Consider the following 24,075-nt stretch of genomic DNA (forward strand, 5'->3'; position numbering starts at 1 on the left):
CATGACTAGAAAAAAGCGTCCGTTGCCAAGACCCATCGTGATCTACGCATCCAGGTGCATAGTCGACACACTGCATTGGCAAATGCAGAAAAAACAAAAGCCTGCTAAATCAGCAGGCTTTTCAACATCAAGCGGTGTTTTGCTTGAGCGTTACAACGGTGATGCGTGGCTTACCAGTAGCTGGCCGACATGCGGGAATCGCGGATGCGGGCTTCGTTCAAGGCACGGGTCAGTTCGACCATGTACTTGAACACCACGTTTGCGGCTTTGGAAACTTGTTTGGCCGCTGCTTTGGTCAGTGCAGTTAAAGACACGGATTCACCATTTTCCAGGGCATGCTGCATTACCCCACGCTCAACAGCATCACTCCAGTGAATGTAGTGCGAGTAAGTGGTCATGGTAGACATTTGCTTTCCCTTTAAGGTGAAGGTCTAAGTTACGAATCCTCATTATAGGGTTTTCCCTAGTCGAAAATCAAGGGTAAACCCTAGGGGGAGGATTGGCCTGTGGTTTTTAGGGGAAAACCCTAGGGTTCTTTGGAAAGGGAAGTTAAATCAAAGGCTTATGGGGGTGGGGTTTTGCGGGTTTTAGGTGGGGGATGGCTTCCTTGCGGCAGCCCTTGCTGGCTTGAGGCTGGGTCGGAGCGGAAGCTTGCCGGTGCTGCGCACCGGTCCCCTTGTCTGGGGCTGTTGTAGGGCGCACCTTGAACTCGTTCGGTGGTTTGTCCCCCGGACAAACCACAAGCGTCGAACTCAAACAGCAAGGTGCTTGCATCCCTACAACAGCCCCAGACGGCGGCAAGCTCCCTGAATGCTCCAACCCAGCCTCAAGCCAGCAAGGGCTTCAGAATGGTGATAACCAACAACCACAGAACCAACATCCTTCCTTGTTGTCTTTGACCCGCTGCTACACGGTTAGAGCTAGTGGCTATGAATCGCTAGTCTGTAGGCTGATTGCAAACGGCAAACGGCAAACGGCAAACGGCAAACGGCAAACGGCAAACGGCAAACGGCAAACGGCAAACGGCAGGTGGGGTAAAGGGCGGGGGCATCCGCCCAAAGACAAACAGCCAGCCGTTTATCGCGGCTGGCTGTTTGCTTACTGGTGCTGCCAAGAGGACTTAGCGGGGAAGTGTTGAGCTCCCCATCAGGAACTCGTCTACGGAACGGGCGCACTGGCGGCCTTCGCGGATGGCCCAGACGATCAGGGACTGGCCGCGTCGCATGTCTCCGGCTGCAAAGACTTTGGCGCGACTGGTTTGGTAGTCGTCTGTGTTGGCAGCGATGTTGCCCCGGTTGTCTGCCTCTACGGCAAAGGCTTCCAGGACTTGGCGCACGGGGGCGGTGAAGCCCATGGCCAGCAGGACCAGGTCAGCGGGGAAGGTCATTTCTGATCCGGCGATGGGCGTCATGCTCATGCGGCCTGTTGCTGGATCGGTTTTCCAGTCCACGCGTACGGCACGCAGTTCTTTGACTTGTCCGTTTTTGCCTTCCAGCTCTACGGTGTTGATCGCCCAGTCGCGCTCGCAACCTTCGTCGTGCGAGGACGATGTGCGTAGCTTCAAGGGCCAGTAGGGCCAGGTCAGCTCGGTGTTTTCCTGCTCGGGTGGGCGGGGCATCAGCTCGAACTGGGTCACTGATTTGGCGCCTTGGCGTGTGCTGGTGCCTACGCAGTCCGAGCCGGTATCGCCACCGCCGATTACGACGACATGCTTGCCTTGGGCGCTGATGGCGGGTGTGCTGCGTGATCCGGCCACTTGCTGGTTCTGTATGCGCAAGAAGTCCATCGCAGGATGTACGCCTTGCAGTTGGCTGCCAGGGGCTTCCAGCAGTCTAGGGGTTTCGGAACCTCCGGCTAGCACGATGGCGTCGAACTGTTGTTCCAGGTCGGTGGGGGACAGGATGGTCAGCCCTGGTTCTTGTGCCGCCTGATCCTGCGCCTGGCCAATGTAGGTGGAGGGGCTGAATTGCACGCCCTCGGCCTGCATTTGTGCGATACGGCGGTCCAGCAGGTGTTTGTCCAGCTTGAAGTCGGGGATGCCGTAGCGCATCAGGCCACCGATGCGGTCGCTTTTCTCGTATACGGTAACGTCGTGGCCCACGCGTGCCAGTTGCTGTGCGCATGCCAGACCAGCAGGCCCGGAGCCGATGACGGCGATACGTTTGCCGGTTTTATGGGTGGGCACTTGTGGCACTACCCAGCCTTCAGCCCAGCCTTTGTCGATGATCGCGTGCTCGATGGATTTGATGCCCACCGGTGCACGGTCGATGTTCAGGGTACAGGCTGCCTCGCAAGGAGCAGGGCAGATGCGGCCGGTAATTTCCGGAAAATTATTGGTGGAGTGCAGTACGTCCAGCGCTTCTTTCCACTGCTGGCGGTAAACCAGGTCATTCCAGTCGGGAATGATGTTGTTGACCGGGCAGCCGTTGTGGCAGAAGGGGATGCCGCAGTCCATGCAGCGGGCGGCCTGTTGGCCTGCCTGCTCGTCGTTCAATACCTGGACAAACTCTTTCCAGTGCTTGACCCGCTTTAACGGAGCTTCTACGGCCTCTTGCAGACGTTGAAACTCAAGAAATCCAGTCGTCTTTCCCATGATGTGTGTTTCCTGATGGTGATGGGAAGGGTTCAGGCCGAAGCCGAACGGCGGGTTTTACTGCTTTTGGGCGCGGCTTTGCTCGCTTGCGGGCCTTGCCACAGTTCGCTCAATGCACGGCGGTACTCGCGTGGAATGACTTTGACGAACTGTGAGCGGGCGCTGTCCCAGTCTTTCAAGAGCTCACGGGCCTGGAAGCTGCCGGTGGCCTTGAAGTGTTCCTGGACCAGGGTTTGCAAGATGGCATCGTCGGTCTGACGCTCGCCTTGTGGAGTGCGGCTGTGCCACTGGGCCATGCTGCTGTTCATCTCTTGCTCGGCCTTGCTCAGGACGGGCTCCAGATCCACCATGCCGGGGTTGCAGCGCAGTTGCAGGCGACGCTGTGGGTCCCAGACATAGGCCACGCCACCGGACATACCAGCCGCAAAGTTGCGGCCCACTTCGCCCAGTACCACGACGGTGCCGCCTGTCATGTATTCGCAACCGTGATCGCCCACACCTTCTACAACGGCACTGGCACCGGAGTTACGCACAGCGAAACGCTCACCGGCCACGCCGTTGAAGTAGGCGGCACCTGCCAGGGCACCGTAAAGCACGGTATTACCCACGATGATGTGATCGGGGCCGTAGCCACGGAAGTCGTTGGGCGAACGCACGATGATGCGGCCGCCGGACAGGCCTTTGCCTACGTAGTCGTTGGCTTCGCCCACCAGGTCCAGGGTGATGCCTTGTGCCAGGAAGGCGGCAAAACTCTGGCCTGCCGTGCCTTTGCACTGAATATGCAGGCTATCGTCCGGCAGTCCCTGGTGGCCGTATTTCTTGGTGAATACGCCCGAGAGCATCGCACCCACACTGCGGTTGCGATTGCGTACCGGCGTGATAAAGGAAAGCGGTGTGCCCTGATTCAGGGTGACAGCACTGCGTTCGATCAGTTGGCGGTCCAGCGTGTGCTCCAGGTCATGATCCTGAGTAGCGATCTGACGTGGGGATTCTTCGTTCTCAACTTTGTGCAGCAGGCGCGAGAAGTCCAGGCCACGGGCTTTCCAGTGTTCAATGCCCGTGCGCATGTCCAGCCAGTCGCTGCGTCCGATCAGATCGTCAAAGTGACGCACGCCCAGTTTGGCCATCAGCTCGCGCACTTCTTCGGCGACGAAGAAGAAGTAATTGACCACGTGCTCGGGCTTGCCTTTGAACTTGCTGCGCAACACCGGGTCCTGGGTGGCCACACCTACCGGACAGGTGTTCAGATGGCATTTGCGCATCATGATGCAGCCTTCCACGACCAGCGGGGCGGTGGCAAAGCCGAATTCATCCGCGCCCAGCAGCGCACCAATCACGACATCGCGGCCGGTTTTCATCTGGCCGTCTGCTTGCAAGCGGATGCGGCTGCGTAAGCGGTTCAGCAACAGGGTTTGCTGGGTTTCAGCCAGGCCCAGTTCCCACGGCGTACCGGCATGCTTGATGGAGGACAGGGGCGAGGCACCGGTACCGCCATCGTGGCCTGCAATCACAATGTGATCGGCTTTGGCTTTGGCTACACCGGCAGCCACTGTACCGACACCGACTTTGGAGACCAGCTTTACGGAAATGTCGGCCTGGGTATTCACGTTTTTCAGGTCGTGAATCAGTTGAGCCAAGTCTTCAATGGAGTAAATGTCGTGGTGTGGTGGGGGCGAAATCAGGCCCACACCAGGGACGGAGTAACGCAGCTTGGCGATGTACTCGGATACTTTGTGACCGGGTAGCTGACCACCTTCGCCGGGTTTGGCACCCTGCGCCATTTTGATCTGGATTTGATCGGCACTGCACAGATATTGGGCGGATACACCAAAGCGGCCAGACGCGACTTGCTTGATGCGCGAGCGCAGCGAATCGTTTTCTTGCAGCTCAATGTCGGCATAGACGCGATCCTGGCCCAAGACGCTGGCCAAGGTGTCGCCTTTGCGGATACCGCTTTTACCGTGCTGCATTTCATGCTGATAGCGCAGCTCGTCCTCGCCGCCTTCGCCGGTATTGGACTTGCCGCCAATCCGGTTCATGGCCACGGCCAGTACGGCATGGGCCTCGGTAGAAATCGAACCCAGCGACATGGCACCTGTCGCGAAGCGTTTGACGATTTCACTGGCAGGCTCCACTTCTTCCAGAGGAATGGCCTGAGCCGGGTCCAGACGCAGCTCGAACAGGCCGCGCAGAGTCATGTGACGGCGGCTTTGGTCGTTGATGAGCTGGGCGTATTCCTTGTAGGTGCTGTAGTTCTGGCTGCGGGTGGCGTGTTGCAGCTTGGCGATGGAATCGGCTGTCCACATATGGTCTTCACCACGGACGCGTACCGCATATTCGCCACCGGCTTCCAGATGGTTTTCTAGTACAGGATCTTTGCCATAAGCGGCGCGGTGCTGACGCAAGGCTTCTTCGGCCACGGTGAAGATATCAATCCCTTCAACCGGGCAGGAGGTGCCCACGAAGTACTTGTCCACCAGCGAATGCGACAGGCCGATGGTCTCGAAAATCTGTGCGCCGGTGTAGGACATGTAGGTGGAGATGCCCATTTTGGACATGACCTTGTACAAGCCCTTGTTGATGGCTTTGATGTAGTAGCTCTCGGCCAAAGATGCTTCGATCTGGTTGATGGGGTCCTGGGCCAGATGTTGCAGGCTTTCAAAGGCCAGCCAGGGGTGCATGGCTTCGGCACCATAGGCACCCAGCAGGGCAAAGTGATGTACCTCGCGGGCCGAGCCGGTTTCCACGACCAGGCCGGTGCGGGTACGCAGGCCGTTGCGGATCAAGTGCTGATGAATGGCGGAGGTTGCCAGCAGGGCGGGGATGGCCACATGCTCGGCATCGCAACGGCGATCTGTCAGGATCAGGATGTTGTAGCCGTCGCGCACGGCGTCAGCCGCACGGGCACACAGGGCGGCGACGCTGGCTTCAATGCCTTCCGGGCCCCATGCGCCGGGGTAAATGATGTCCAGTTCCTGGCTGCGGAATTTGCCATTGCTGGCCGCTTCAATGCGCCGGATCTGGTTCATGTCAGACGGGCTCAGCACGGGCTGGGAGACTTCCAGACGCAGCGGCGGGTTGACGTTATTGATGTCCAGCAGATTGGGTTTGGGACCGATGAAGGACACCAGCGACATCACCATCTGTTCCCGGATCGGGTCGATAGGCGGGTTGGTGACCTGGGCAAAGAGTTGACGGAAGTAGTTGTAGAAGGATTTGGACTTGTCGGACAGCACGGCCAGGGGCGCGTCGTTGCCCATGGAGCCAGTGGCTTCTTCGCCTTTGCTGGCCATGGGCTGCAGCACGACTTTGATGTCTTCCTGGGTCCAGCCAAAGGCTTGTTGCTGATCCAGCAAATCGCGGGAGGCCAGTTGCGGGCGTACGCCAGGCACGCTGGGCAGGGAGTCCAGGCGCAAGCGCAGGCGTTCAATCCACTGCTTGTAGGGGTGGGTGTTGGCCAACTGGGATTTGATCTCTGCATCGTCAATGATGCGGCCTTGCTCCAGATCGATCAGCAGCATTTTGCCCGGTTGCAGGCGCCATTTCTTGACAATGCGGTGCTCGGGAATAGGCAGGGTACCGGCTTCAGAAGCCAGCACAATCATGTCATCGTCCGTGATGATGTAGCGGGCGGGACGCAGGCCATTGCGGTCCAGCAGGGCGCCGATTTGCAGGCCGTCGGTAAAGGCGATGGCAGCGGGGCCATCCCAGGGTTCCATCTGGGCTGCGTAGTACTCGTAGAAGGCGCGACGGCTCTCGTCCATCTCGGCGTGCTGCTCCCAGGCCTCGGGCATCATGATCATCATGGCGTGAGGCAGGGAATAACCGGCCATCACCAGCAGTTCCAGGCAGTTGTCGAAGGTGGCCGTGTCGGACTGACCTTCGTACACGATGGGGTAGAGCTTTTGCAGGTCCGAACCCAGTACGGCGGATTCCATGGCGCCTTCACGGGCACGCAGCCAGTTGAAGTTGCCCTGTACCGTGTTGATCTCGCCGTTGTGGGCGATCAGGCGGTAAGGGTGGGCCAGAGGCCAGGCGGGGAAGGTGTTGGTGGAAAAGCGCTGGTGTACCAGAGCCAGGGCAGAACAGGCGCGTGGATCAGCCAGATCGCGGTAGTAGCGGCCAACCTGATCGGCCAGCAACAAGCCTTTGTAGACGATGGTACGCACCGAGGCCGAGGTCACAAAGTATTCCTGGCCATGAGCCAGATCCATGCGGTAGATGGCGTGGCTGGCGGTCTTGCGAATCACGTACAGCTTGCGCTCCAGCGCATCAGGCACCATCACATCGGGACCGCGACCGATGAACAACTGACGAATCACTGGCTCATTGGCCTTGACCGTGGGCGACATGGGCATGCTGCTGTCCACCGGTACGTCACGCCAGCCCAGCATGTGCTGGCCTTCCGCCCGGACTGCTCGCTCCAGCTCCTGTTCACAGGCCAGACGGGATGCGGTTTCTTTGGGCAGAAAGACCATCGCCACGCCGTACTCGCCGGGGGGCGGCAAGGTGACGCCCTGGGCGGCCATTTCTTCGCGGTAAAGCTGGTCGGGGATCTGGATCAGAATGCCTGCACCGTCGCCCATCAAGGGGTCAGCGCCTACAGCGCCGCGGTGATCAAGGTTTTCCAGGATTTTGAGGCCTTGGGTGATGATGGCGTGACTCGCCTGGCCTTTGATGTGTGCGATAAATCCGACGCCACAGGCGTCGTGTTCGTTAGCGGGAAGGTACAAGCCTTGGGCTTGGGGGGGACAGGAGTGTGTCATGGGCGTATCCGCAAAGAACGTGTTAAAGCGGTGCATTTGTTGCAGCGCAAAAAATAAAATACAGCGATTTTTTTTTTGCACGCAAGAAATTTTTGCGGATACGGTAAAAAAAATTTGGGGCCTGCACTGACAGGCCCCTTATTACCCCGTATGTTCAGGGGGTACTGTGGCAAGATCGCTGCACATGCAGTTTTGCGCAGCGATCCCCCAGAAAGCAGCGTTATTTGCCGCTGCGGTTCTGGCTCATTTGCCCCAGGATTTGCAGCGCTTCTTCGCCGTCCAGCAGTTGAGCAAACAACTTGCGCTCGCGTTCCAGCACGTCCAGCAAAACCTCGCGTTGTGGTTCACGCAGCAGGCGCTTGCTGGTGCGCAGGGCAATGGGAGGTTGTTCGGCCAGTGCATGGGCGCAGGCTCGTGCTGCTTCCAGACTGTTGCCGTGGTCGGTCAGCTCTGTCAGCAGGCCATCTTCCATGGCTTGCTCGGCACTGAAGGCTTTGGACAGCAGCAGCCATTCATTGGCACGGCGTTGGCCCACGTACTGGGCCAGAAGGTGGCTGGATGCGCCTTCCGGGCACAGACCCAGTGCGGTGAAGGGCATGCGCAGGCGTGCATCGCGGGCCGCGTAGACAAAGTCCGCGTGCAGCAGCAAAGTCACGCCAATTCCCACGGCGTGGCCTTCTACGGCCACGATCAAAGGGATGTCGGCTTTGACCAGGCTGCGCAGGAACTTGATCGGCGGTGGCATGTCGTTGTTGCGCACATTGGACAGCTCGGAAATGTCGTTACCGGCACAGAAGTGCTCGCCTGCGCCGCTCAGAATCAGGGCACGATATTTCTGGTTCTGATCGGCCTGGTCGATGATGTCGGCCAGCTCTTCGTACATGGGGCCGGTCAGGGCGTTGCGTCGCTCCGGGCGATCCAGAGTGACTTCCAGCCAATGGCCGGCGTCATGGGTACGTATCATGGCGTGCTCCCGTTTCAGGCGAAGGGCGAGGCCAGCAGGGCAGCCTTGGCTTCCTGGTATTCGCGATGCAGGCGGGCCACGATGTCGGCTGTGGGCTCGATCGAATCAATGCCGCCAATGCCCTGGCCAGCACCCCAGATATCGCGCCAGGCCTTGCTCATGCCTGAACCAAAGGCGGTGTCGGCATTCTTTTCGGCGTCCAGCTTGTCCGGGTCCAGGCCTGCAGCGCGGATGCTGTCTTTCAGGTAGTTGCCGGGGATGCCGGTGAATAGCGGCGTGTAGACGATATCGGCGGCACGGCCTTTGACGATCATGTTCTTGTAATCGTCGGAGGCATTGGCTTCGGTACTGGCAATGAAACGGGTGCCGATATAGGCCATATCCGCGCCCATGGCTTGGGCGGCCAGAATGTCGCGCCCACGGCTCATGGCACCGGACAAAGCAATAGGGCCGTCAAAAATCTGGCGGATTTCGTTGACCAGCACAAAGGGGCTGAGCGTTCCTGCGTGGCCACCGGCACCGGCAGCCACCACGATCAGGCCGTCTACACCCGCTTCCAGTGCTTTTTCAGCGTGACGCAGAGTGGTCACGTCATGGAAAACCTTGCCGCCCCAGGCGTGCACATGCGGCACGATGTCCTGAGGGGCGCGCAGGCTGGTAATGACCAGCGGCACCTTGTGATCTGCACACACCATCAAATCCTGTTCCAGGCGGTCGTTGGACTGGTGGATGATGTGGTTGATGGCGTAGGGGGCGATGCGGCGCTCGGGATGGCGCTCACGCAATTCACCCAGGGTGTTGTCGATCTCGTCCAACCAGTCCTTGAGCTTTTCCTGAGGGCGGGCATTCAAGGCGGGGACTGAACCAATAATGCCGCTGGCGCATTGCGCAATCACCAGGGCGGGGTTCGAGACAATGAACATGGGCGCTGCCATCACGGGCAGGGTCATAGATTGATAAAGCTTCTGCGTTAATGCCGATGGCATAAGGTCGGTCTCCTGTTATGGAATGATGTGCCCCGCCTCTTGATGGGGTGGGGTCCTGCAAGGAAGATCTGCCGCTGATAATCTATCGTCACCTATTCTAGGATGGTTTATCGTAGCCCGGCTTGGTGCGCTGCACAAATTTCTCCAGGCTCGAAAATGACCATTGTTTGAGCACTTTTTCTGTCCGTAGACCGGACTAAGAAGACGTAGTGCACAATGAGCCACTTGAAGGATTTTTGTCTGCTATGACCACGACTGAACGAAAAGCGCCCTTGGCGGGATTGCGTGTTCTGGACTTGACGCGCGTGCTGGCCGGGCCCTGGTGTACACAAAACCTGGCTGATCTGGGTGCGGAAGTCATCAAGGTCGAGCGTCCGGGTGCCGGAGACGATACCCGTGGTTGGGGGCCACCGTATTTGCAGGATGGTCACAGAGCGGACACGGAAGATGCCGCCTATTTTGGGGCCGCCAACCGTAATAAAGAGTCTATTGTTCTGGATATTGGCACTGCACAAGGTGCCGATGTGGTGCGTCAGCTTGTCAGCCGCTGCGATATTCTGGTGGAAAACTTCAAAGTCGGTGGCCTGAAAAAGTACGGGCTGGACTATGAAAGCCTGCAAGCCATCAACCCGGCCCTGATTTATTGTTCGATTACCGGATTTGGGCAGACCGGCCCCTATGCAAGTCGGCCAGGATATGACTTCATGATCCAGGGTCTGGGCGGTTTGATGTCCCTGACAGGAGAACCCGGTGGCGAGCCGCAAAAAGCGGGTGTGGCCGTGGCTGATGTCATGACCGGTATGTACGCCACGGTGGCCGTGCTGGCTGCTGTAGTAGAGCGTTATCGCAGTGGTCTGGGCCAGCATCTGGATATTGCCTTGCTGGATTGTCAGGTGGCCATGATGGCCAACCAGAATATGAATTACTTGTGTACCGGACAGGCGCCGCAGCGGCCCGGTAATGCGCACCAGAATCTGGTGCCGTATCAGGTCTTTGAAGCCAGTGACGGGCACTTGATTGTGGCGGTGGGCAACGATGCCCAGTTTCGCAGTTTTGCGCAGGAGCTGGGCCACCCCGAGTGGGCTGATGATCCCCGTTTTGCGCGCAATGCCGGACGTGTCATGCACAGGGATGAGCTGGTGCCCATGTTGGCGCAGGCCATGTTGAGCCGGACACGCGATAGCTGGTTGCAGGCGCTGGAAGCAGTGGGTATTCCGGCGGGTCCCATCAATACGATGGAACAGGTTTATCAGGATCCGCAGGTGGTGGCTCGAGGCTTGCGTCTGGATTTGCCAACGGAACAGGGTGGCACAGTGCCTTCGGTGGCGAGCCCCTTGCGGCTGTCGGCCACGCCCGTGCAGTATCGCCGTGCGCCGCCGCGCTTGGGTGAACATACTCGCGAGATCCTGGCACGCGTGCTGGACTTGTCGCCTGATGAGGTCGAGGCACTGGTGCCAGACTCGGGCGAACAGGCTTAATTTTTATTGCTTTTCGATCAGGTTGTGAATCATGAAACAGATACAAACCATCGCTATTGTTGGCGCAGGTGCTATGGGACGGGGCATTGCCCAGATTGCTGCCCAGGCTGGCAAGCAGGTCTTGCTATATGACCTGAATGCGGACTCGGTCAAGGCGGCTTTGGCGGATGTACATGCCGTCTGGAGTCGTTTGCAAGAAAAAGGCCGCATGACGGCCGAGCAGGTCGCATCGGCAACAGCCTGCCTGCAAATTGCCACAGATTTGCAGGCCCTGGCTCCCGCTGATCTGGTGGTGGAAGCCATTGTGGAACGTCTGGACGTCAAGCAAGGCTTGCTGCAGCAACTGGAAGAAATTGTGTCGGCAGATTGTGTGCTGGCCTCCAATACATCTTCCTTGTCTATTACCGCCATTGCCCAGGCTTGCCGTCACCCCGAGCGTGTGGCTGGCTATCACTTCTTCAATCCCGTTCCCTTGATGAAAGTGGTTGAGGTGATTGATGGCCTGCGTACTTCGCCCGAAGTGGGTGATGCCCTGATGCAAGTATCCCGTGATATGGGCCACACGCCTGTGCGCGCCAAGGATATGCCCGGCTTTATCGTGAACCACGCCGGTCGTGGCATGAACATTGAGGGCCTGAAAATTGCCCAGGAATGTGTTGCACCTTTCTACCAGATCGACGCCATCATGCGTGAGCAAGCCGGTTTCCGCATGGGCCCCTTCGAGCTGCTGGATCTGACCGCGCTGGACGTCTCGCACCCGGTCATGGAATCCATTTACCGTCAGTTTTACGATGAGCCTCGCTTCCGTCCTTCGCCCATTACCGCCGTGCGTCACGCGGGCAAGCTGTTTGGTCGCAAGAATGGCGAAGGTTTCTACAAGTATGAGGATGGCAAGAAACAGCTTCCTCAAGAGCCTGCTGTTCCTGCTGTAACGTCCTTTGCACCCGTGTGGGTCTCGCCTTACCACGAACAAGGCCAGGCTCGCGCACTGCAATTGCTGAACGAGCTGGGTGTGAAAGTTGTGGAAGGCGATCAGCCACCTGCTGATGCGCTGATTCTGTTGACGCCTTACGGTGAAGACGTGGCGACTTTGGTGTCCTTGCATGGCCTGGACCCAGCCCGTACCGTGGCGCTGGATACCTTGTTTGGTCTGGAAAAAGGCCGTCGCCGTGTGCTGATGTGCTCGGCAGCGACCACACCCGAATGGCGTGATCAGGCCTGGGCCATGTTGGCCAGCGATGGTACGGCTGTCAGCGTGATCGAAGATTCCGCTGGTTTTGTGGCTCAGCGTTTGGTCGCCACCATCGTGAACATCGCCAGCGATATCGCTCAGCAGCAGATTGCCACACCGTCCGACATCGACGCTGCTGTGCGTCTGGGGCTGGGTTATCCGCACAATGGCCCGCTGTCCATGGGCGATGCCATTGGTTCGCGTGACTTGCTGGATGTGCTGAACACGCTGCAAGCCGTGACGGGCGATATGCGCTACCGCGCCAGCCCTTGGCTGCAACGCCGTGTCCAACTGGGTATGTCCCTGACGGCCTTGGCGCAGTGCAAGGCGCAATAAAGCCCCAGATTGCTCTTCTGGACGCTTTATGAGGCTTTATAGAGCGTTTTAGAGGTGGATCAGACAGACAGCCTGAGTATCGGATGACACCGGACTCAGGCTTTTTTATTGTCAGGAGGGGGTAGTTCCTGTATCAGTCATCTGCAAACAGCTTCAGGCAAAGAAAAAGCCCGATGAGTCTTCATCGGGCTTTTTGTATTCGCAGGCTCTGTACTGGGACAGAGCCTTGGGCCAATGCTTACTTGGCGGCGTTAACCATGTGCTGAATAGCAGCACGGATTTCGTCGTCAGAGGCTTGCGAACCGCCGCGTGGAGGCATGGCGCCTACACCGTGAATGGCTTTTTGAACCATAGTGTCCATACCGGATTCGATATATGGCTTCCAGGCTGCTTGATCGCCAAACTTGGGTGCACCGGCAATACCGGCGGCGTGACAGGCAAAGCAAATGGTGTCGTACAGCTTGATACCGGCTGGGTCGACTTTGGAGTCGTCCGCAGCAGCGGTTTCAGTGGCTTTAGGAGCGTCAGCAGCAGGGGCCTCGGCGGGCTTGGTGTCTGCAGCAGCGCTTGCTTCAGGTTTGGCGTCAGCTTCTTCGCCTTCTGGAGCAGGAGCTTCAGGTTCTTTGAAGTCAGCGCCAGCAGCATTAGCCATGTAAGCAACAGCACGAGCCACTTCGATGTCGTCCAGCGAAGGATTGCCACCCTTGGCAGGCATGGCACGGATACCGTGAATAGCGTTCTTGACCAGTTCGTCCTGGCCCAGTTTGATCAGCTCGCCCCAGGCACCCTTGTCGCCAAATTTGGGCGCACCGGCCACACCGGCGCCGTGACAGGCGGTACAGGTGGTTTCGTACACTTGCTGGCCAGTCTTCAGTTCTTTAACGGCGTTGGCGTCAACCAGTTTGAAACCGGCAACAGGCTGAATGCGGGCAGCAATGGCTTCAGGCGACAGGGCGGCGGAGCCAGCACCAGCGCCCATGGTGGATGTCACCAGGCTGACCAGCATGACAATAATCGCGATGGGCACCAAGAAAGCCAGAGCCACGGTCACAAGCAATTGTTTAGGGGTTTTGATCATGGCTGAGTGACCCTCGTTGTGTTCTTCGGGTTTTTGTTCCGTGTTGCTCATTATCGGATCCTGCGAGTTCGTACAAGAAATGACGGGAGGGCCTTTAAGGCCACCAATAAAGGCTTGCGCCTACCTAATGGGTGTGCGCAAGGACGTGTCTACCAAGCCACCGACCCAGATCGCGCAACCATGGATTATAGCGGAGTGTATCGCTCTTGTATCTGACTCTTGATTTAGCGCACGCATAATTGCCGGATAGATGCTGAAAAAAACTTCAAACTCGCGCTACAATAGCGAGCTTGGCGTCCGTAGTTCAATGGATAGAATTAGGGTTTCCGAAGCCCTCGATACAGGTTCGATTCCTGTCGGACGCGCCAGAATTCTTTGTTTATACGGCTCTTTAGGGGCGTTTTTCAAGACCTGGTGTGTATTTCCAGTTACGAGTCGTCGCGATGCAAGCAGCCAAAGGCTGCTTTTTTTGTGTCTGTTGTTTGCCAAAATGCGGCCTCATGAATCGTTCCGATGCAGTCGGCTAATTATTGATCTCGATCATTTGGCCTAGGACGAAATAATCACATTGGCCTGCATTGTGATGGCAAATAGGCAAAGGGGCCGAAGCCCCTTTGCCTATTTCCTGAGCAGCTTTCTGGTTTTAAATAGCTTCAGCACAAATCACATAGTCATGCCCATGACGCAGACCACCCAGGGTCTGATTCAAAGCCAGGGCTTGCTGACGTAAAGCCTGGACATGCTCGGACAAAGCCATCGCCAGGTTACGGTCCTTCAGGCGACGCAAGCGCCCATCGCACATATCTAACTGACCGTGGATGAAGCTGTCGCCATAACGGATGCCAAAGCGTTGCGCATCTACACAGCGATAGCCGGATTGCCGCAGATGGCGCAGTACCCAGTCCATCGGATACTCGCGATACGGGCGCTCGCCTGCCAGCAGCAGGCAGGCATCACGCAAGCGGCCTATCTCCACAATCAATTTGCCTGCCGGGTCCGTGCTGCTGTAGGGCACATAGGGCTCCAGACCAATAATGTAGAGACGCTGGCCGGTAAGCGGTCGCAGGCGGCTGAACAACTGGTCCTGGGTGTAGGGTGCAAAACCGTCGATTGCACCCAGCAAGTAGTCGGCCAGGACCGTATCAAAACGCTCACCTTGCAAAAACTCTGGGTCGCTCCAGTTACCCACCAGCAGGCGGTCTTCGGGGCGCTTTTGCTCCCCCAGCTCGCGGGTGACTTGTTCGGCCATGCCGGGAGAGGCCGTAATGGCCGTCCAGCGTTCTGTCTCCAGCGTTAGCAGCCAGCGCAGTGAACCTTTACCGGTGCCTGCATCCAGAAAGTTGCCCCAGGGACGCTCGCCCTGCATGTCGGCCACGATCTGGTAGAGGCGGCTACCCGTGTGTATAGCGGTTTTGCTCAAAATTCCACCTGTATGCCAGCCAGGATATTGCGCCCCATCAGAGGAGCTTGGCGGGAAATGAAGGAGGTGTGCCGGTAGGCCAGCTTGTTCAGCAAGTTATTTCCTCGCAGGTACAGGGTGTAGGTGTTCTGATCCAGATGCAGGCGGTAGCTTAAACCCATGCTCAACAAACCGTAAGACGGCGAACGTTCTTCGTGTTCGGCCACACGGTCCTGGGCAAAGGTGTGGGTGTAGCCGACAAAGCCGGACCAGTTTTGCCAGTTCAGATCAGTCCGGATTCCCAGGCGGGCGGCGGGCATGCGGGGCAGGTCGCGGCCAGGATTACGCAGTTTACCGCGCACCAGATCGCCGTAGAGGCTGACCGAGGCCCAGGAGGTCACGGGGTAGGAGGCTTCGGCTTCCAGGCCCCAGAATTGAGCCTTGTCCTGGCTGTACTGGATGAGCTGGAAGTCTTCGTGACGGTCCAGGCTGCGGCCATAGATATAGCCCGAGCTGCGGGTGTAGAAGGTGCGCAGGTCAAAGCGCAGGTCCCCCAGGTTCTTTTGCAGGCCCAGGTCCACGCTGTGGCTGGTTTCCTTGTCCAGATTCGGGTCACCACGTTCATAGCTGAGGGTGGCAAAGTGCACGCCCTTGGCAAAAAGCTCCTGTGCCGTGGGCAAGCGCTGCGAGCGGGACACGGACAGGCTGGCGGCGTACTCCGGTGCAAAGTCCCAAACCGTTCCCAGGGAGAAGGAGGTGGCGGTGCCTTTGCGCCGTTCCAGCGTTTGCGAGTCAGGGGTGACGGTTTGCCATTCCTGGCGTGCGCCCATCTCTAGACGCCAATTGTCCCAGTTCACGCTCTCCAGCAGGAACAGGCCTTGGCTGCGAGTGCGAGTAGGTGGGATGAAGTTTTCAGTGCCGTCTCGGGATGCAAAATCAGACTGGCTGGTTTGCAAGCCGATTACCCCTTCAAAGGGGCCCCAGGGATTGTGTTCCATCTCCAGGCGAGTGTCGTAGCCGCGGTTGGTGAAGCGGGTGCCAGCAATATCACCGTCTTTTTCTACATGCTGGTAGTTGGTAGTGCCAGCGCGCAGGCGGGCACGTTTGAAGCCGGGCAAGGGATCGCGCAGTTCGCCTCGGATATCAAGGCGTTGGGTACGCAGGTGGGCGGTCGCCGAGTGTTCATGCTCATGGCCGTGATCGTGGCTGTGTCCATGATCGTGGTCATGCCCGTGGTCGTGACTGTGGCCGCCGCAGTGCAGGGTGGCTCCGTGCGGATGGCAGTCCTCGTATTCGTGGCTGTGGCCGGGCAGGCCGTAGCTGTCTTCGCGGTAGGAGTAGGCTGCACCGATATAGCCTCGATCCCCGATAAAGGACAGGCCTACGCTGCCGGTGTCACTGCCGGAATTGGAGTCTTTGACGTGAGTATCCGTCCAGTTGGGGACGCGATAGTCGCGGCTGCGATGCGAAGCTCCCTCTACGTGCAGGGCGATATTGCCTTCGCCTGCTGTCATTTCTACGGCCCCCATCTTGCCGCGATCTGCGGTGGAGCCTTGGGCGCGAACAGTGCCTTCAAAGCCCTTTTCTGGAATGGCTGTGGGGATCTTGCGATCCAGCACATTGACTACGCCACCAATAGCGCCACCGCCGTAGAGCAGCGCAGAGGGGCCACGCAATACCTCAATGCGCTCAGCCTGCCAGGTGTCTACCGTAATGGTGTGATCGGGAGAGATGGCCGAGGCATCCATGACTTCTGCGCCATCGCTAAGTACTTTTACGCGCGGTGCGGTCTGGCCACGGATGACCGGACGGCTGGCCCCGCTGCCAAAGCTGTCTACGTGTATGCCAGCTTCACCATCCAGCAGTTCTCCCAGGGTGCCGCTGCGACGCAGCTCCAGTTTGGGGCCTTGCAAGACCGTGCTGGCCGTAGCCAGTTCTGTTTGCCGCAAGGCCAGGGGGCTGGCGGAAATTCGGATAGGGGCCAACTGGGGGACAGGATCTTCAATTTCATTAGCGTGTGCAGAAGCGCAAAGCAGTAAGGCCAGGGTTAGGGGTAAGGGGCGTGGCTTGAAAGGCATCTCATCTTCCGGTTTGTTAATTTTCGAGATGTTATAACATAACAATAATTTTTTAATTAGATAAAAAAAACATTTCAAGTAGAGGGGGCTTGGCGATATTGGTGATTGCAATAGTCTGGGGAAATGACGTCTTTGGCTTGATATGGCAAGTCTCGCAAGCGCGTTTCGTCTATATGTTTGGAAGTGAGCTATTTCGCTGCATGGGCTTGCCTCGTCTCTCGGTAGAACACGATGTGTGTGATGAGAAATCTGTATCCATATCGGGGACGTGACCAGTGCAGAAACAGACGGCAGGGCCATGTCTGTGAATCTGGCACTGAGCCTGCAAGGCATCAGAGAAGTCTCGCATTAACCAATCATTGAGGAGTTTAGGGATGAACCACATCTTGAGTCGGCGTCGCTTATTGCGCTTTGCCTGTGTCATTGGGTTAACCGTTGGTTTATGGTCGGGTCTTGGGTACGCACAGCAAGCGCTGCCTGCCGAGCCAGGTGGGGTGACCGCGATTGATATCCTGCTGGAGCCGGACGCACTAATGCGTGAAAAAGCGCAGTCCACGAATACGCGTTTATTGAAGCTTTATCCTGCCGGGTTTGCACTCGACGAGGCACATCGCGCGCATATCACCGTGATTCAGCGTTTTGTGCGCACAGCGGATCTGGATAAGGTGTATGCCGCCGCCAATGCTGTGCTGGCGCAGTCCAAGGTGCAAGACTTCAGGATTGAGGCGCTTAAGTATTTCTATATGCCTACGGGGGAGACCGGTTTGGCTGGGATTGTTGCAAAGCCAACTCCCGAGCTGCTCAAACTACAGGCGGATTTGCTGACGGCAGTTGCCCCTTATACGGTTCAGACGGGTGATTCATCTGCCTTTGTCACAACGCCGGATGATCCTGTGATTGACCCTGTTCTGATTAATTATGTGTCGACGTTCGCGCTTAATTCATCGGGTGAGAAGTACACACCGCACGTCACAACCGGGGTGGCACTGAAGGCAGACCTGGACAAAATGCTGGCCGAGCCCTTCCAGACCTTTAGCTTTTCCCCAGCCGGGGCAGCGGTTTACCAATTGGGTCAGTTCGGAACCGCTTCCAAAAAGCTCAAGCAGCTTCAAGTGAGTCAATAGCCCGCTTGCAGGATGCAGGCCGCGTAAGCGCGATGGGACGCGGCTTGTATGGAAAAAATCTGACAATCTTGGAATAGACGCCTGAAAATCGACTGTCCGTTTGCGTGTTTCGGAGTAAAAATCCGACATGCTATTTGATCTTCCCGATTTCCAGACCCTATACACAGCCCTGCTGAGCCGAGATGAACGCTACGACGGTCAGGCCTTCGTCTGCGTGTCCTCCACGGGCGTGTTTTGTCGCCTGACTTGCCCAGCCAGAAAGCCTAAAGCCGAGCATTGCTCCTTTCATGCCACGATTGGCGAATGCATCGAGGCAGGCTTTCGACCTTGCAAGCGATGCCATCCGCTGCAGGCGGCGGCTTTGGAGGACCCCACCATCACCGCCCTGTTGCGAGAGCTGGATGCCAAGCCGGGTTTGCGCTGGTCAGAAGGGCATCTGGAGCGCATGGGCTATGACCTGTCGACGGTACGCCGCAGCTTCAAAAGGCACTTTGGCATGACTTTTCTGGAGATGGCCAGACAGCGTCGTTTGCGCGAGGGCTTCGAGACGCTGGCCACGGGTGGCAATGTGATTGCCGCGCAGCATCAGGCCAGTTTCGAGTCGGCCAGTGCGTTTCGGACTGCATTTGCCCGTTTGTTGGGCTGTGCGCCTGCGGTGTTGCGTACCGATGGCTTGCTGCGAGCCACCTGGATTTCTACGCCCTTAGGGGACATGATTGCGGTCAGCAGTCACAGCCATCTGCATTTGCTGGAGTTTGTGGACCGCAAAGGTTTACCGGCTGAACTAAAGCGTTTGCAGGCGTCGATCAAGGATGGCATTGGTATTGGTGTGCTGCCGCCTTCAGAGCAAGCGGCGGCCGAGCTTGCCGATTATTTCGCAGCGCGTTCTGATCGCTTCAATACCCCCTTGGCTTTGACCAGTGGCAGTGCCTTTACGCAAGAGGTCTGGCGGATCTTGCAAGACATTCCAGCCGGGGAGACGCGCAGCTATTCCGAGATCGCCCGTCAGATAGGGCGGCCGACCGCCGTGCGTGCGGTGGCGCGGGCGAATGGGGCGAATCAGATTGCCTTGATGATTCCTTGCCATCGCGTTATTGGCGCTGACGGCTCCCTGACCGGCTATGGGGGCGGTTTGTGGCGTAAACAGCGTTTGATCGAGATTGAGCGTGAACTCAAGAGGGCGAAGCAAGCCATGGCCAGCTAAGCAAGGGCTGATGGGGTGGCATTCAGGCCAAACAGTTGGTTCTGGCGTGCTCGGGCAGGATGACAAGGCGCATCCCGCAATACAAAAGAGCCTTAATGAACAAGCCCCAAAAGCCTGGATAAGGATCCGGCTTTTGGGGCAGTTCAGAAATGCGGATGGCTTAAGCGGCCTTAGCTGTTTTCCACTTCAGGAGGAATCAGATTGCGTTCGTAACGCTGAACGTAATCCTCAAAGGATTCCTGGTCCTGGGCTTCGATATCAATCTGGGCCTGCAAAGAGGCTTTGGCCTGTTGCTCGAAAGCGGCTTGTTTGTCGGCAGGCAAAGGATGAGCCAACAAGGTTTCGTGATGCTGGCGGCTGCGTTGCAAGGCGTAGTCGTGAAAGCTCAGGCCTGTGTCACGCAAACGGCTCAGTACCTGGGCCGAAGGCGTCAGTGCCGGGTCTTCCAGTTTGCGAATTTGGGCTTGTACCGCTTCGGTGTGACCTTGGGTATTCAGGGCCTGATCCAGCATTTGTGCGTAGGGCAGCAGAGATTCCAGAATCTCGTGGCCCCAGTCTTGCAGGCTGACGCTTTCCTTTTGCTGATTGGTCAGCATCAGGCCGGGGCGACGGCCTTCGCGCACGACAGTTGCAAAGTTGCTCTTGCTGTCCTGGCAGTAACCACCGTCCGGGAAGAAGGGGCTGTCTTGTACGGTACAGAACAGCAGGAAGGTGTCCAGGAAGCGGCAGGTCTGCTCGGAAATGCCGGTAGGCGACTCAGGGTCGATGTCCAGGCAACGCACTTCGATGTACTCCACGCCACGCTGGGCCAGGGCGGTAGCCGGGCGCTCGCTGCGCTGAGTGGTGCGCTTGGGGCGAATGCTGGAGTAGTACTCGTTTTCGATTTGCAGAATGTGGGTGTTGAGCTGAATCCATTCGCCATCGCGGTGGGTGCCCAGTTTTTCGTAATCGGGCCAAGGGGTCACGGCAGCGTGATACATGCGCATCACAAAGGTGTCCAGGTCGTTGTAGCAAAGCTGAAGCTCAGCCTGGGCTTCCTTGTTGTGATAGCCCAGATCGCTCATGCGAAGACTGGTAGCCCAGGGCATGGTCAGCGTATCGTCGTCGACCTTGTCCAGATTGTTGCTGCGACCTTGCAGGAAGTTGGCGTCCAGCACGGGCGAGGCACCAAACAGGTACATCAGCAGCCAGGAATAGCGGGTGAAATTGCGGATCAGCGCCAGGTAACCGTTGGAGCGCTGGTCTTGCAGATTGTCGCCACAGACATTCAACAGAGGCCAGATGCCATCAGGCAGGGAAAAGTTGTAATGCACCCCGGCAATACACTGCATGGGCTTGCCATAGCGCTCGGCCAGACCGCGTCGGTATACATGCTTGAGCATGCCGGTGTTGGATTTACCGTACCAGGCAATGGCAATGTCTTTCTCGGCTGGCAAGAGCGCGGGCATGGACTGGTTCCAGATTATTTCCTGGTCCAGCTTGCCGGCCACAAAGGTGTGGATGTCGGCCAGTTCCTGCAGCACGTCCTCGACCCGGTCTTGCGGCTCGGTAATCAGCTCCAGCAGGGCTTCGGCGTAATCGGTGGTGATATGACCGTTGGTCAGGGCCGAACCAATCGCTTGGGGGTGGGGAGTATTTGCCAATTGGCCCAGCGCATCGACGCGCAGTCCTTCTTTTTCGATGCCACGCAAGATTCCCTTCAAAATCTCGGGATTCTGTTGCAGGGCAAGGCGGCGTTCGTGGCTGGTGTTCATGGTGGTGTTTCCCACTTTCGAAATCGGGTGCAAGATACGGGACTGTTCAATGGGCGCAGGCCCGTCTATAAATAGTAGTCCGACCAGGCTTGCTTTGTTAAGTTGCGCCAAAAGGCGTGTCAGGCAGGGCGAGTATAAGGCGGCTGTTCAGCCAGCCGATGAAAAGCATGAAACGGGATATGGGATTAGCACCATGATGATCAGGCGCATTACCGCGGTACTGGCGGCTTTCTTGATGTTGGCAGCCTGCAGTCCGGAGTTTAACTGGCGCAAGGTTCAGCTTGAGCAAACGGGCTTGTCGGCCATGCTGCCGGGCAAACCAACCACCAGTCACCGACTGTTGGATTTCGAGCACTACAAGCTGGATTTTTACCTGACTACTGCCACGGCCGGTGGGCAAAGCTATACCGTAGGCCACGTTATTTTGCCTACAGAACTGCAGCAGGACGAGGCCGCTCGTCAACGCTTGTACGAGGCTTTGCACGAGTCTCTGCGCGAGAAGTTCATACCCGATGGGCAAGTCAGCGAGAAAAGCCAGATTCAACTGCCACTACCCGGACAGATCTTTTACATGACGCGCGATGTGGGCGGGGTGGCCTTGCGGCTGGAAGCCATGATCCGCATCGAGCCGGGCTGGCTGGTGCAGGGCTTTGTTATGACGGATTCCGGGAAGGCCCCGGACGCGGCACAGGCAAAGGTGTTCTTTGACGGCCTAGCTCGCTAGCCGGGTCGCCGCTGATCAGGTGCTGTTGCAAGGCCAGGGTAATGGCAGCCTGACGGCTATAGACGCCAAGCTTGGCGTAGGCGTTCTGGAAGTGGAAGTTGATCGTGCGTTCAGTGATGCCCAGGATGATGCTGATTTCCCAGCTAGTCTTGCCATGGGCAGCCCAGTTCAGGCAGGACTGCTCGCGTGCAGTTAAATGCGTCACGGTAAAGCCATTCCTCATGCATTCGTGGTAGACGTCGGGCCAATGTACTCAAATTTAGCTTAGCTGGCAGACAGATGTGCGTGAAAATAATGATGTAAATCAAAGCATTGTCTTTTCGCTGACATTACCTTTGTCCAGAGTTCTGAATCGATCCCGGCTGGTCGATTTGGACGCCGCGCCGCAGCGATGCTAGAATTTTGTCTTATACGTTTTGCGCCGATTTGCCTGATCCGCTTGCGGGCGCTCCATAAATCCAGCTAAAGAGGTCCTGATGGCCACTGATTCCGTCCCTAGCGCCAACGCTGGCGCCCTTAGCCCATCCTGCGGATTGATCCCCGAAGGTTCCGTGGGCCCTGTACATGCCGAACTTATCGCCTTTGACGAACCCCTGCACCTGCGCAGCGGGCAAGTGCTGCCCAGCTACGAGCTGGCAGTCGAAACCTACGGCACCCTGAACGAAGAACGCAGCAATGCGGTGCTAGTGTGTCATGCACTGAACGCCTCGCATCACGTTGCCGGTTATTACGACGACGATCCCAAAAGCATAGGCTGGTGGGACAATATGGTCGGCCCGGGCAAAGCCGTTGATACGGATCGCTTTTTTGTGATTGGCGTCAATAATATTGGCTCCTGCTTTGGCTCTACCGGCCCGTCCAGTACCAATCCTGCTACTGGCAAGCCCTGGGGCTCCGAGTTTCCTGTTCTGACGGTGGAAGACTGGGTTCGCGCCCAGGCCCGTTTGGCGGACTACTTCGGCATCCGCAAGTTTGCTGCCGTTATGGGTGGTTCTTTAGGTGGCATGCAGGCCTTGAGCTGGGCCATTAGCTGCCCGGAGCGCGTGGAAAACTGCGTGGTTATTGCCAGCACACCGCGCCTGTCTGCCCAGAACATTGCTTTTAACGAAGTGGCCCGTAGCGCCATTTTGTCTGACCCGCAGTTTCACGGCGGTAATTATTACGAGCACGGTGTAGTGCCCAAAGCTGGTCTGGGCGTTGCCCGCATGGTGGGCCACATCACCTACTTGTCCGATACCGTCATGGCCGAAAAATTTGGCCGTAACCAGCGTGCGCCTGCTCAAGGCGGCGAATACCACTACAACTACGGTGTGGAATTCGAGGTCGAATCCTATTTGCGTTATCAAGGCGAGAAGTTTTCGCGTTATTTCGACGCCAATACCTATCTGATCATTACGCGGGCGCTGGATTACTTTGACCCTTCGCGTCAGTTCCAGGGGGACCTGGTCAAGGCGCTGGAAAACGTGCTGGCCAAGTTCCTGCTGGTGTCTTTCACCACGGACTGGCGTTTCTCGCCCGAGCGTTCGCGTGAGATTGTGCAGGCCTTGCTGCGCAATCAGCGTCAGGTGACCTACGCCGAAATCGATGCACCACATGGTCATGATGCCTTCTTGCTGGAAGACCCGCGTTACCATGCCGTTGTGCAGGGATACTATGACCAGATCGCCGCTAATTTGGGCTTGCCCGCGCGTACGCGCACTACAGGGGTGTTGGCAGAATGACTAAGCTGCAGACTCAGGTGGATTCCGCCATGTTAAGACCGGACTTGCTGCGTATTGCGCAATGGATTGAGCCAGGTTCGCGAGTGCTGGATCTGGGCTGTAACGATGGCACCTTGCTGGCGCATCTGCGTGATACGCGCCAGGTCGTCGGAACGGGTGTCGAACTGAATGATCAGTTCGTGATTGCCTCGGTGCGCCGTGGCGTCAACGTGATCCAGCAGGACTTGGAAAAAGGGCTGGCGCTGTTCAGCGACCAGCAGTTTGATACCGTCGTCCTGTCCAAGACATTGCAGTCCATGCACCATACCGAGCACATTCTGCGCGAGATGGCCCGGGTGGCGCGGTATGGTATCGTCTCGTTTCCTAACTTCGGTTATTGGCCGCATGGCTGGAGCATTTTGCGCGGACGCATGCCGGTAACCGGCGAAATGCCTTACCAGTGGTACAACACGCCCAACATCCATTTGTGCACCATGAAAGACTTTCAGGATCTGGCCCAGGCTGTGGGTGTTCGTATTCTGGATAGTGCAGCCTTCAATGGCAGCAGCACGGTGCGCTTTTTGCGGGGTTGGCGCAGTACTTTGGCCATGTATCGTTTTGAATCCCCTCATCTTGCTGCTTAGCGCTAATAAGGCCTGA

The 24,075-nt window shown here is 57.6% G+C and carries 17 protein-coding genes, 1 tRNA gene and 1 riboswitch; of the genes, 8 read left to right on the top strand and 10 right to left on the bottom strand.

Annotation, left to right across the window (positions count from 1 at the left end):
- Nucleotides 1-170: 170 nt before the first annotated feature.
- The 5 genes from JYG33_RS15420 to JYG33_RS15440 form a co-directional block, all read right to left on the bottom strand.
- Nucleotides 171-407, bottom strand: coding sequence for a hypothetical protein (locus JYG33_RS15420; protein WP_022983381.1), 237 nt, complete (start codon nucleotides 405-407; stop codon nucleotides 171-173).
- A gap of 713 nt (nucleotides 408-1,120) precedes the next feature.
- Nucleotides 1,121-2,593, bottom strand: coding sequence for a glutamate synthase subunit beta (locus JYG33_RS15425; protein ID WP_207873061.1), 1,473 nt, complete (start codon nucleotides 2,591-2,593; stop codon nucleotides 1,121-1,123).
- Nucleotides 2,594-2,625: 32 nt separating this feature from the next.
- Complete coding sequence (locus tag JYG33_RS15430; RefSeq protein WP_207873062.1) at nucleotides 2,626-7,359, bottom strand: glutamate synthase-related protein; 4,734 nt, start codon at nucleotides 7,357-7,359, stop codon at nucleotides 2,626-2,628.
- A 220-nt stretch (nucleotides 7,360-7,579) separates the two neighbouring features.
- Entirely contained in the window at nucleotides 7,580-8,323 is a 744-nt protein-coding gene (locus JYG33_RS15435) for an enoyl-CoA hydratase-related protein (protein ID WP_207873063.1), read from the bottom strand.
- A gap of 14 nt (nucleotides 8,324-8,337) precedes the next feature.
- Nucleotides 8,338-9,309 (bottom strand): nitronate monooxygenase family protein, encoded by a 972-nt coding sequence (locus JYG33_RS15440; protein ID WP_207873064.1) that lies wholly within the window; start codon nucleotides 9,307-9,309, stop codon nucleotides 8,338-8,340.
- Between the two features lie 245 nt (nucleotides 9,310-9,554).
- Here JYG33_RS15440 and JYG33_RS15445 point away from each other — a divergent pair, with 245 nt between their 5' ends.
- Nucleotides 9,555-10,787: a CaiB/BaiF CoA-transferase family protein gene (locus JYG33_RS15445; RefSeq protein ID WP_207873065.1), complete on the top strand. Its 1,233-nt coding sequence runs from the start codon at nucleotides 9,555-9,557 to the stop codon at nucleotides 10,785-10,787.
- A 31-nt stretch (nucleotides 10,788-10,818) separates the two neighbouring features.
- A complete protein-coding gene (locus JYG33_RS15450; RefSeq protein ID WP_207873066.1) occupies nucleotides 10,819-12,354 on the top strand; it encodes a 3-hydroxyacyl-CoA dehydrogenase in 1,536 nt (511 codons plus the stop codon).
- A 238-nt stretch (nucleotides 12,355-12,592) separates the two neighbouring features.
- Here JYG33_RS15450 and JYG33_RS15455 read toward each other — a convergent pair whose 3' ends face one another.
- Nucleotides 12,593-13,483 (bottom strand): c-type cytochrome, encoded by an 891-nt coding sequence (locus JYG33_RS15455; protein ID WP_207873067.1) that lies wholly within the window; start codon nucleotides 13,481-13,483, stop codon nucleotides 12,593-12,595.
- A 242-nt stretch (nucleotides 13,484-13,725) separates the two neighbouring features.
- On the opposite strand from JYG33_RS15455, the gene JYG33_RS15460 reads away from it, so the two are divergent.
- Nucleotides 13,726-13,800 (top strand) — tRNA-Arg (locus JYG33_RS15460).
- Nucleotides 13,801-14,075: 275 nt separating this feature from the next.
- Here the strand turns inward: JYG33_RS15460 and JYG33_RS15465 are convergent.
- On the bottom strand, nucleotides 14,076-14,852 hold the full coding sequence (locus tag JYG33_RS15465; RefSeq protein ID WP_207873068.1) for a class I SAM-dependent methyltransferase: 777 nt from the start codon (nucleotides 14,850-14,852) through the stop codon (nucleotides 14,076-14,078).
- Nucleotides 14,849-16,909 (bottom strand): TonB-dependent receptor, encoded by a 2,061-nt coding sequence (locus tag JYG33_RS15470; RefSeq protein WP_207873069.1) that lies wholly within the window; start codon nucleotides 16,907-16,909, stop codon nucleotides 14,849-14,851. The genes JYG33_RS15465 and JYG33_RS15470 overlap by 4 nt, the downstream gene beginning before the upstream one ends.
- 374 nt (nucleotides 16,910-17,283) lie before the next feature.
- On the opposite strand from JYG33_RS15470, the gene JYG33_RS15475 reads away from it, so the two are divergent.
- Entirely contained in the window at nucleotides 17,284-18,033 is a 750-nt protein-coding gene (locus tag JYG33_RS15475) for a 2'-5' RNA ligase family protein (protein WP_207873070.1), read from the top strand.
- A gap of 127 nt (nucleotides 18,034-18,160) precedes the next feature.
- The gene (locus JYG33_RS18730) at nucleotides 18,161-19,237 is read left to right on the top strand and encodes a trifunctional transcriptional activator/DNA repair protein Ada/methylated-DNA--[protein]-cysteine S-methyltransferase (RefSeq protein ID WP_207873071.1); all 1,077 of its coding nucleotides are present in this window, start codon (nucleotides 18,161-18,163) and stop codon (nucleotides 19,235-19,237) included.
- A gap of 170 nt (nucleotides 19,238-19,407) precedes the next feature.
- Here JYG33_RS18730 and gshA read toward each other — a convergent pair whose 3' ends face one another.
- On the bottom strand, nucleotides 19,408-20,991 hold the full coding sequence (gene gshA / locus JYG33_RS15485; RefSeq protein ID WP_207873072.1) for a glutamate--cysteine ligase: 1,584 nt from the start codon (nucleotides 20,989-20,991) through the stop codon (nucleotides 19,408-19,410).
- A gap of 193 nt (nucleotides 20,992-21,184) precedes the next feature.
- Between gshA and JYG33_RS15490 the strand changes: the two genes are divergently transcribed.
- Nucleotides 21,185-21,715 carry a hypothetical protein gene (locus JYG33_RS15490; protein ID WP_207873073.1) on the top strand — a complete coding sequence of 177 codons (531 nt, stop codon included), beginning with the start codon at nucleotides 21,185-21,187 and terminating at the stop codon, nucleotides 21,713-21,715.
- Here the strand turns inward: JYG33_RS15490 and JYG33_RS18735 are convergent.
- Nucleotides 21,645-21,920 carry a helix-turn-helix transcriptional regulator gene (locus tag JYG33_RS18735; RefSeq protein WP_207873074.1) on the bottom strand — a complete coding sequence of 92 codons (276 nt, stop codon included), beginning with the start codon at nucleotides 21,918-21,920 and terminating at the stop codon, nucleotides 21,645-21,647. The genes JYG33_RS15490 and JYG33_RS18735 overlap by 71 nt on opposite strands.
- 203 nt (nucleotides 21,921-22,123) lie before the next feature.
- Nucleotides 22,124-22,202, top strand: a riboswitch (SAM riboswitch).
- Here JYG33_RS18735 and JYG33_RS15500 point away from each other — a divergent pair.
- Both JYG33_RS15500 and metW read left to right on the top strand, forming a co-directional pair.
- Nucleotides 22,192-23,436: a homoserine O-acetyltransferase gene (locus JYG33_RS15500; protein WP_207873075.1), complete on the top strand. Its 1,245-nt coding sequence runs from the start codon at nucleotides 22,192-22,194 to the stop codon at nucleotides 23,434-23,436. (Overlaps the previous riboswitch by 11 nt.)
- Complete coding sequence (metW, locus tag JYG33_RS15505) at nucleotides 23,433-24,059, top strand: methionine biosynthesis protein MetW (RefSeq protein ID WP_207873076.1); 627 nt, start codon at nucleotides 23,433-23,435, stop codon at nucleotides 24,057-24,059. Before JYG33_RS15500 ends, metW begins: the two co-directional genes overlap by 4 nt.
- Nucleotides 24,060-24,075: the final 16 nt, after the last annotated feature.

Origin of the sequence: Alcaligenes sp. SORT26, assembly GCF_017377875.1 — a bacterium.
GTDB classification, from domain to species: domain Bacteria; phylum Pseudomonadota; class Gammaproteobacteria; order Burkholderiales; family Burkholderiaceae_B; genus Alcaligenes; species Alcaligenes parafaecalis.

Coding starts and splice junctions, on each gene's coding strand:
- JYG33_RS18730 (WP_207873071.1), top strand. CDS start 18,161: ATGCTATTTGATCTTCCCGATTTCCAGACCCTATACACAGCCCTGCTG.
- JYG33_RS15450 (WP_207873066.1), top strand. CDS start 10,819: ATGAAACAGATACAAACCATCGCTATTGTTGGCGCAGGTGCTATGGGA.
- JYG33_RS15470 (WP_207873069.1), bottom strand. CDS start 16,909: ATGCCTTTCAAGCCACGCCCCTTACCCCTAACCCTGGCCTTACTGCTT.
- JYG33_RS15455 (WP_207873067.1), bottom strand. CDS start 13,483: ATGAGCAACACGGAACAAAAACCCGAAGAACACAACGAGGGTCACTCA.
- JYG33_RS15475 (WP_207873070.1), top strand. CDS start 17,284: ATGAACCACATCTTGAGTCGGCGTCGCTTATTGCGCTTTGCCTGTGTC.
- gshA (WP_207873072.1), bottom strand. CDS start 20,991: ATGAACACCAGCCACGAACGCCGCCTTGCCCTGCAACAGAATCCCGAG.
- JYG33_RS15430 (WP_207873062.1), bottom strand. CDS start 7,359: ATGACACACTCCTGTCCCCCCCAAGCCCAAGGCTTGTACCTTCCCGCT.
- JYG33_RS15420 (WP_022983381.1), bottom strand. CDS start 407: ATGTCTACCATGACCACTTACTCGCACTACATTCACTGGAGTGATGCT.
- JYG33_RS15490 (WP_207873073.1), top strand. CDS start 21,185: ATGATGATCAGGCGCATTACCGCGGTACTGGCGGCTTTCTTGATGTTG.
- JYG33_RS15435 (WP_207873063.1), bottom strand. CDS start 8,323: ATGATACGTACCCATGACGCCGGCCATTGGCTGGAAGTCACTCTGGAT.
- JYG33_RS15445 (WP_207873065.1), top strand. CDS start 9,555: ATGACCACGACTGAACGAAAAGCGCCCTTGGCGGGATTGCGTGTTCTG.
- JYG33_RS15425 (WP_207873061.1), bottom strand. CDS start 2,593: ATGGGAAAGACGACTGGATTTCTTGAGTTTCAACGTCTGCAAGAGGCC.
- metW (WP_207873076.1), top strand. CDS start 23,433: ATGACTAAGCTGCAGACTCAGGTGGATTCCGCCATGTTAAGACCGGAC.
- JYG33_RS15500 (WP_207873075.1), top strand. CDS start 22,192: ATGGCCACTGATTCCGTCCCTAGCGCCAACGCTGGCGCCCTTAGCCCA.
- JYG33_RS15440 (WP_207873064.1), bottom strand. CDS start 9,309: ATGCCATCGGCATTAACGCAGAAGCTTTATCAATCTATGACCCTGCCC.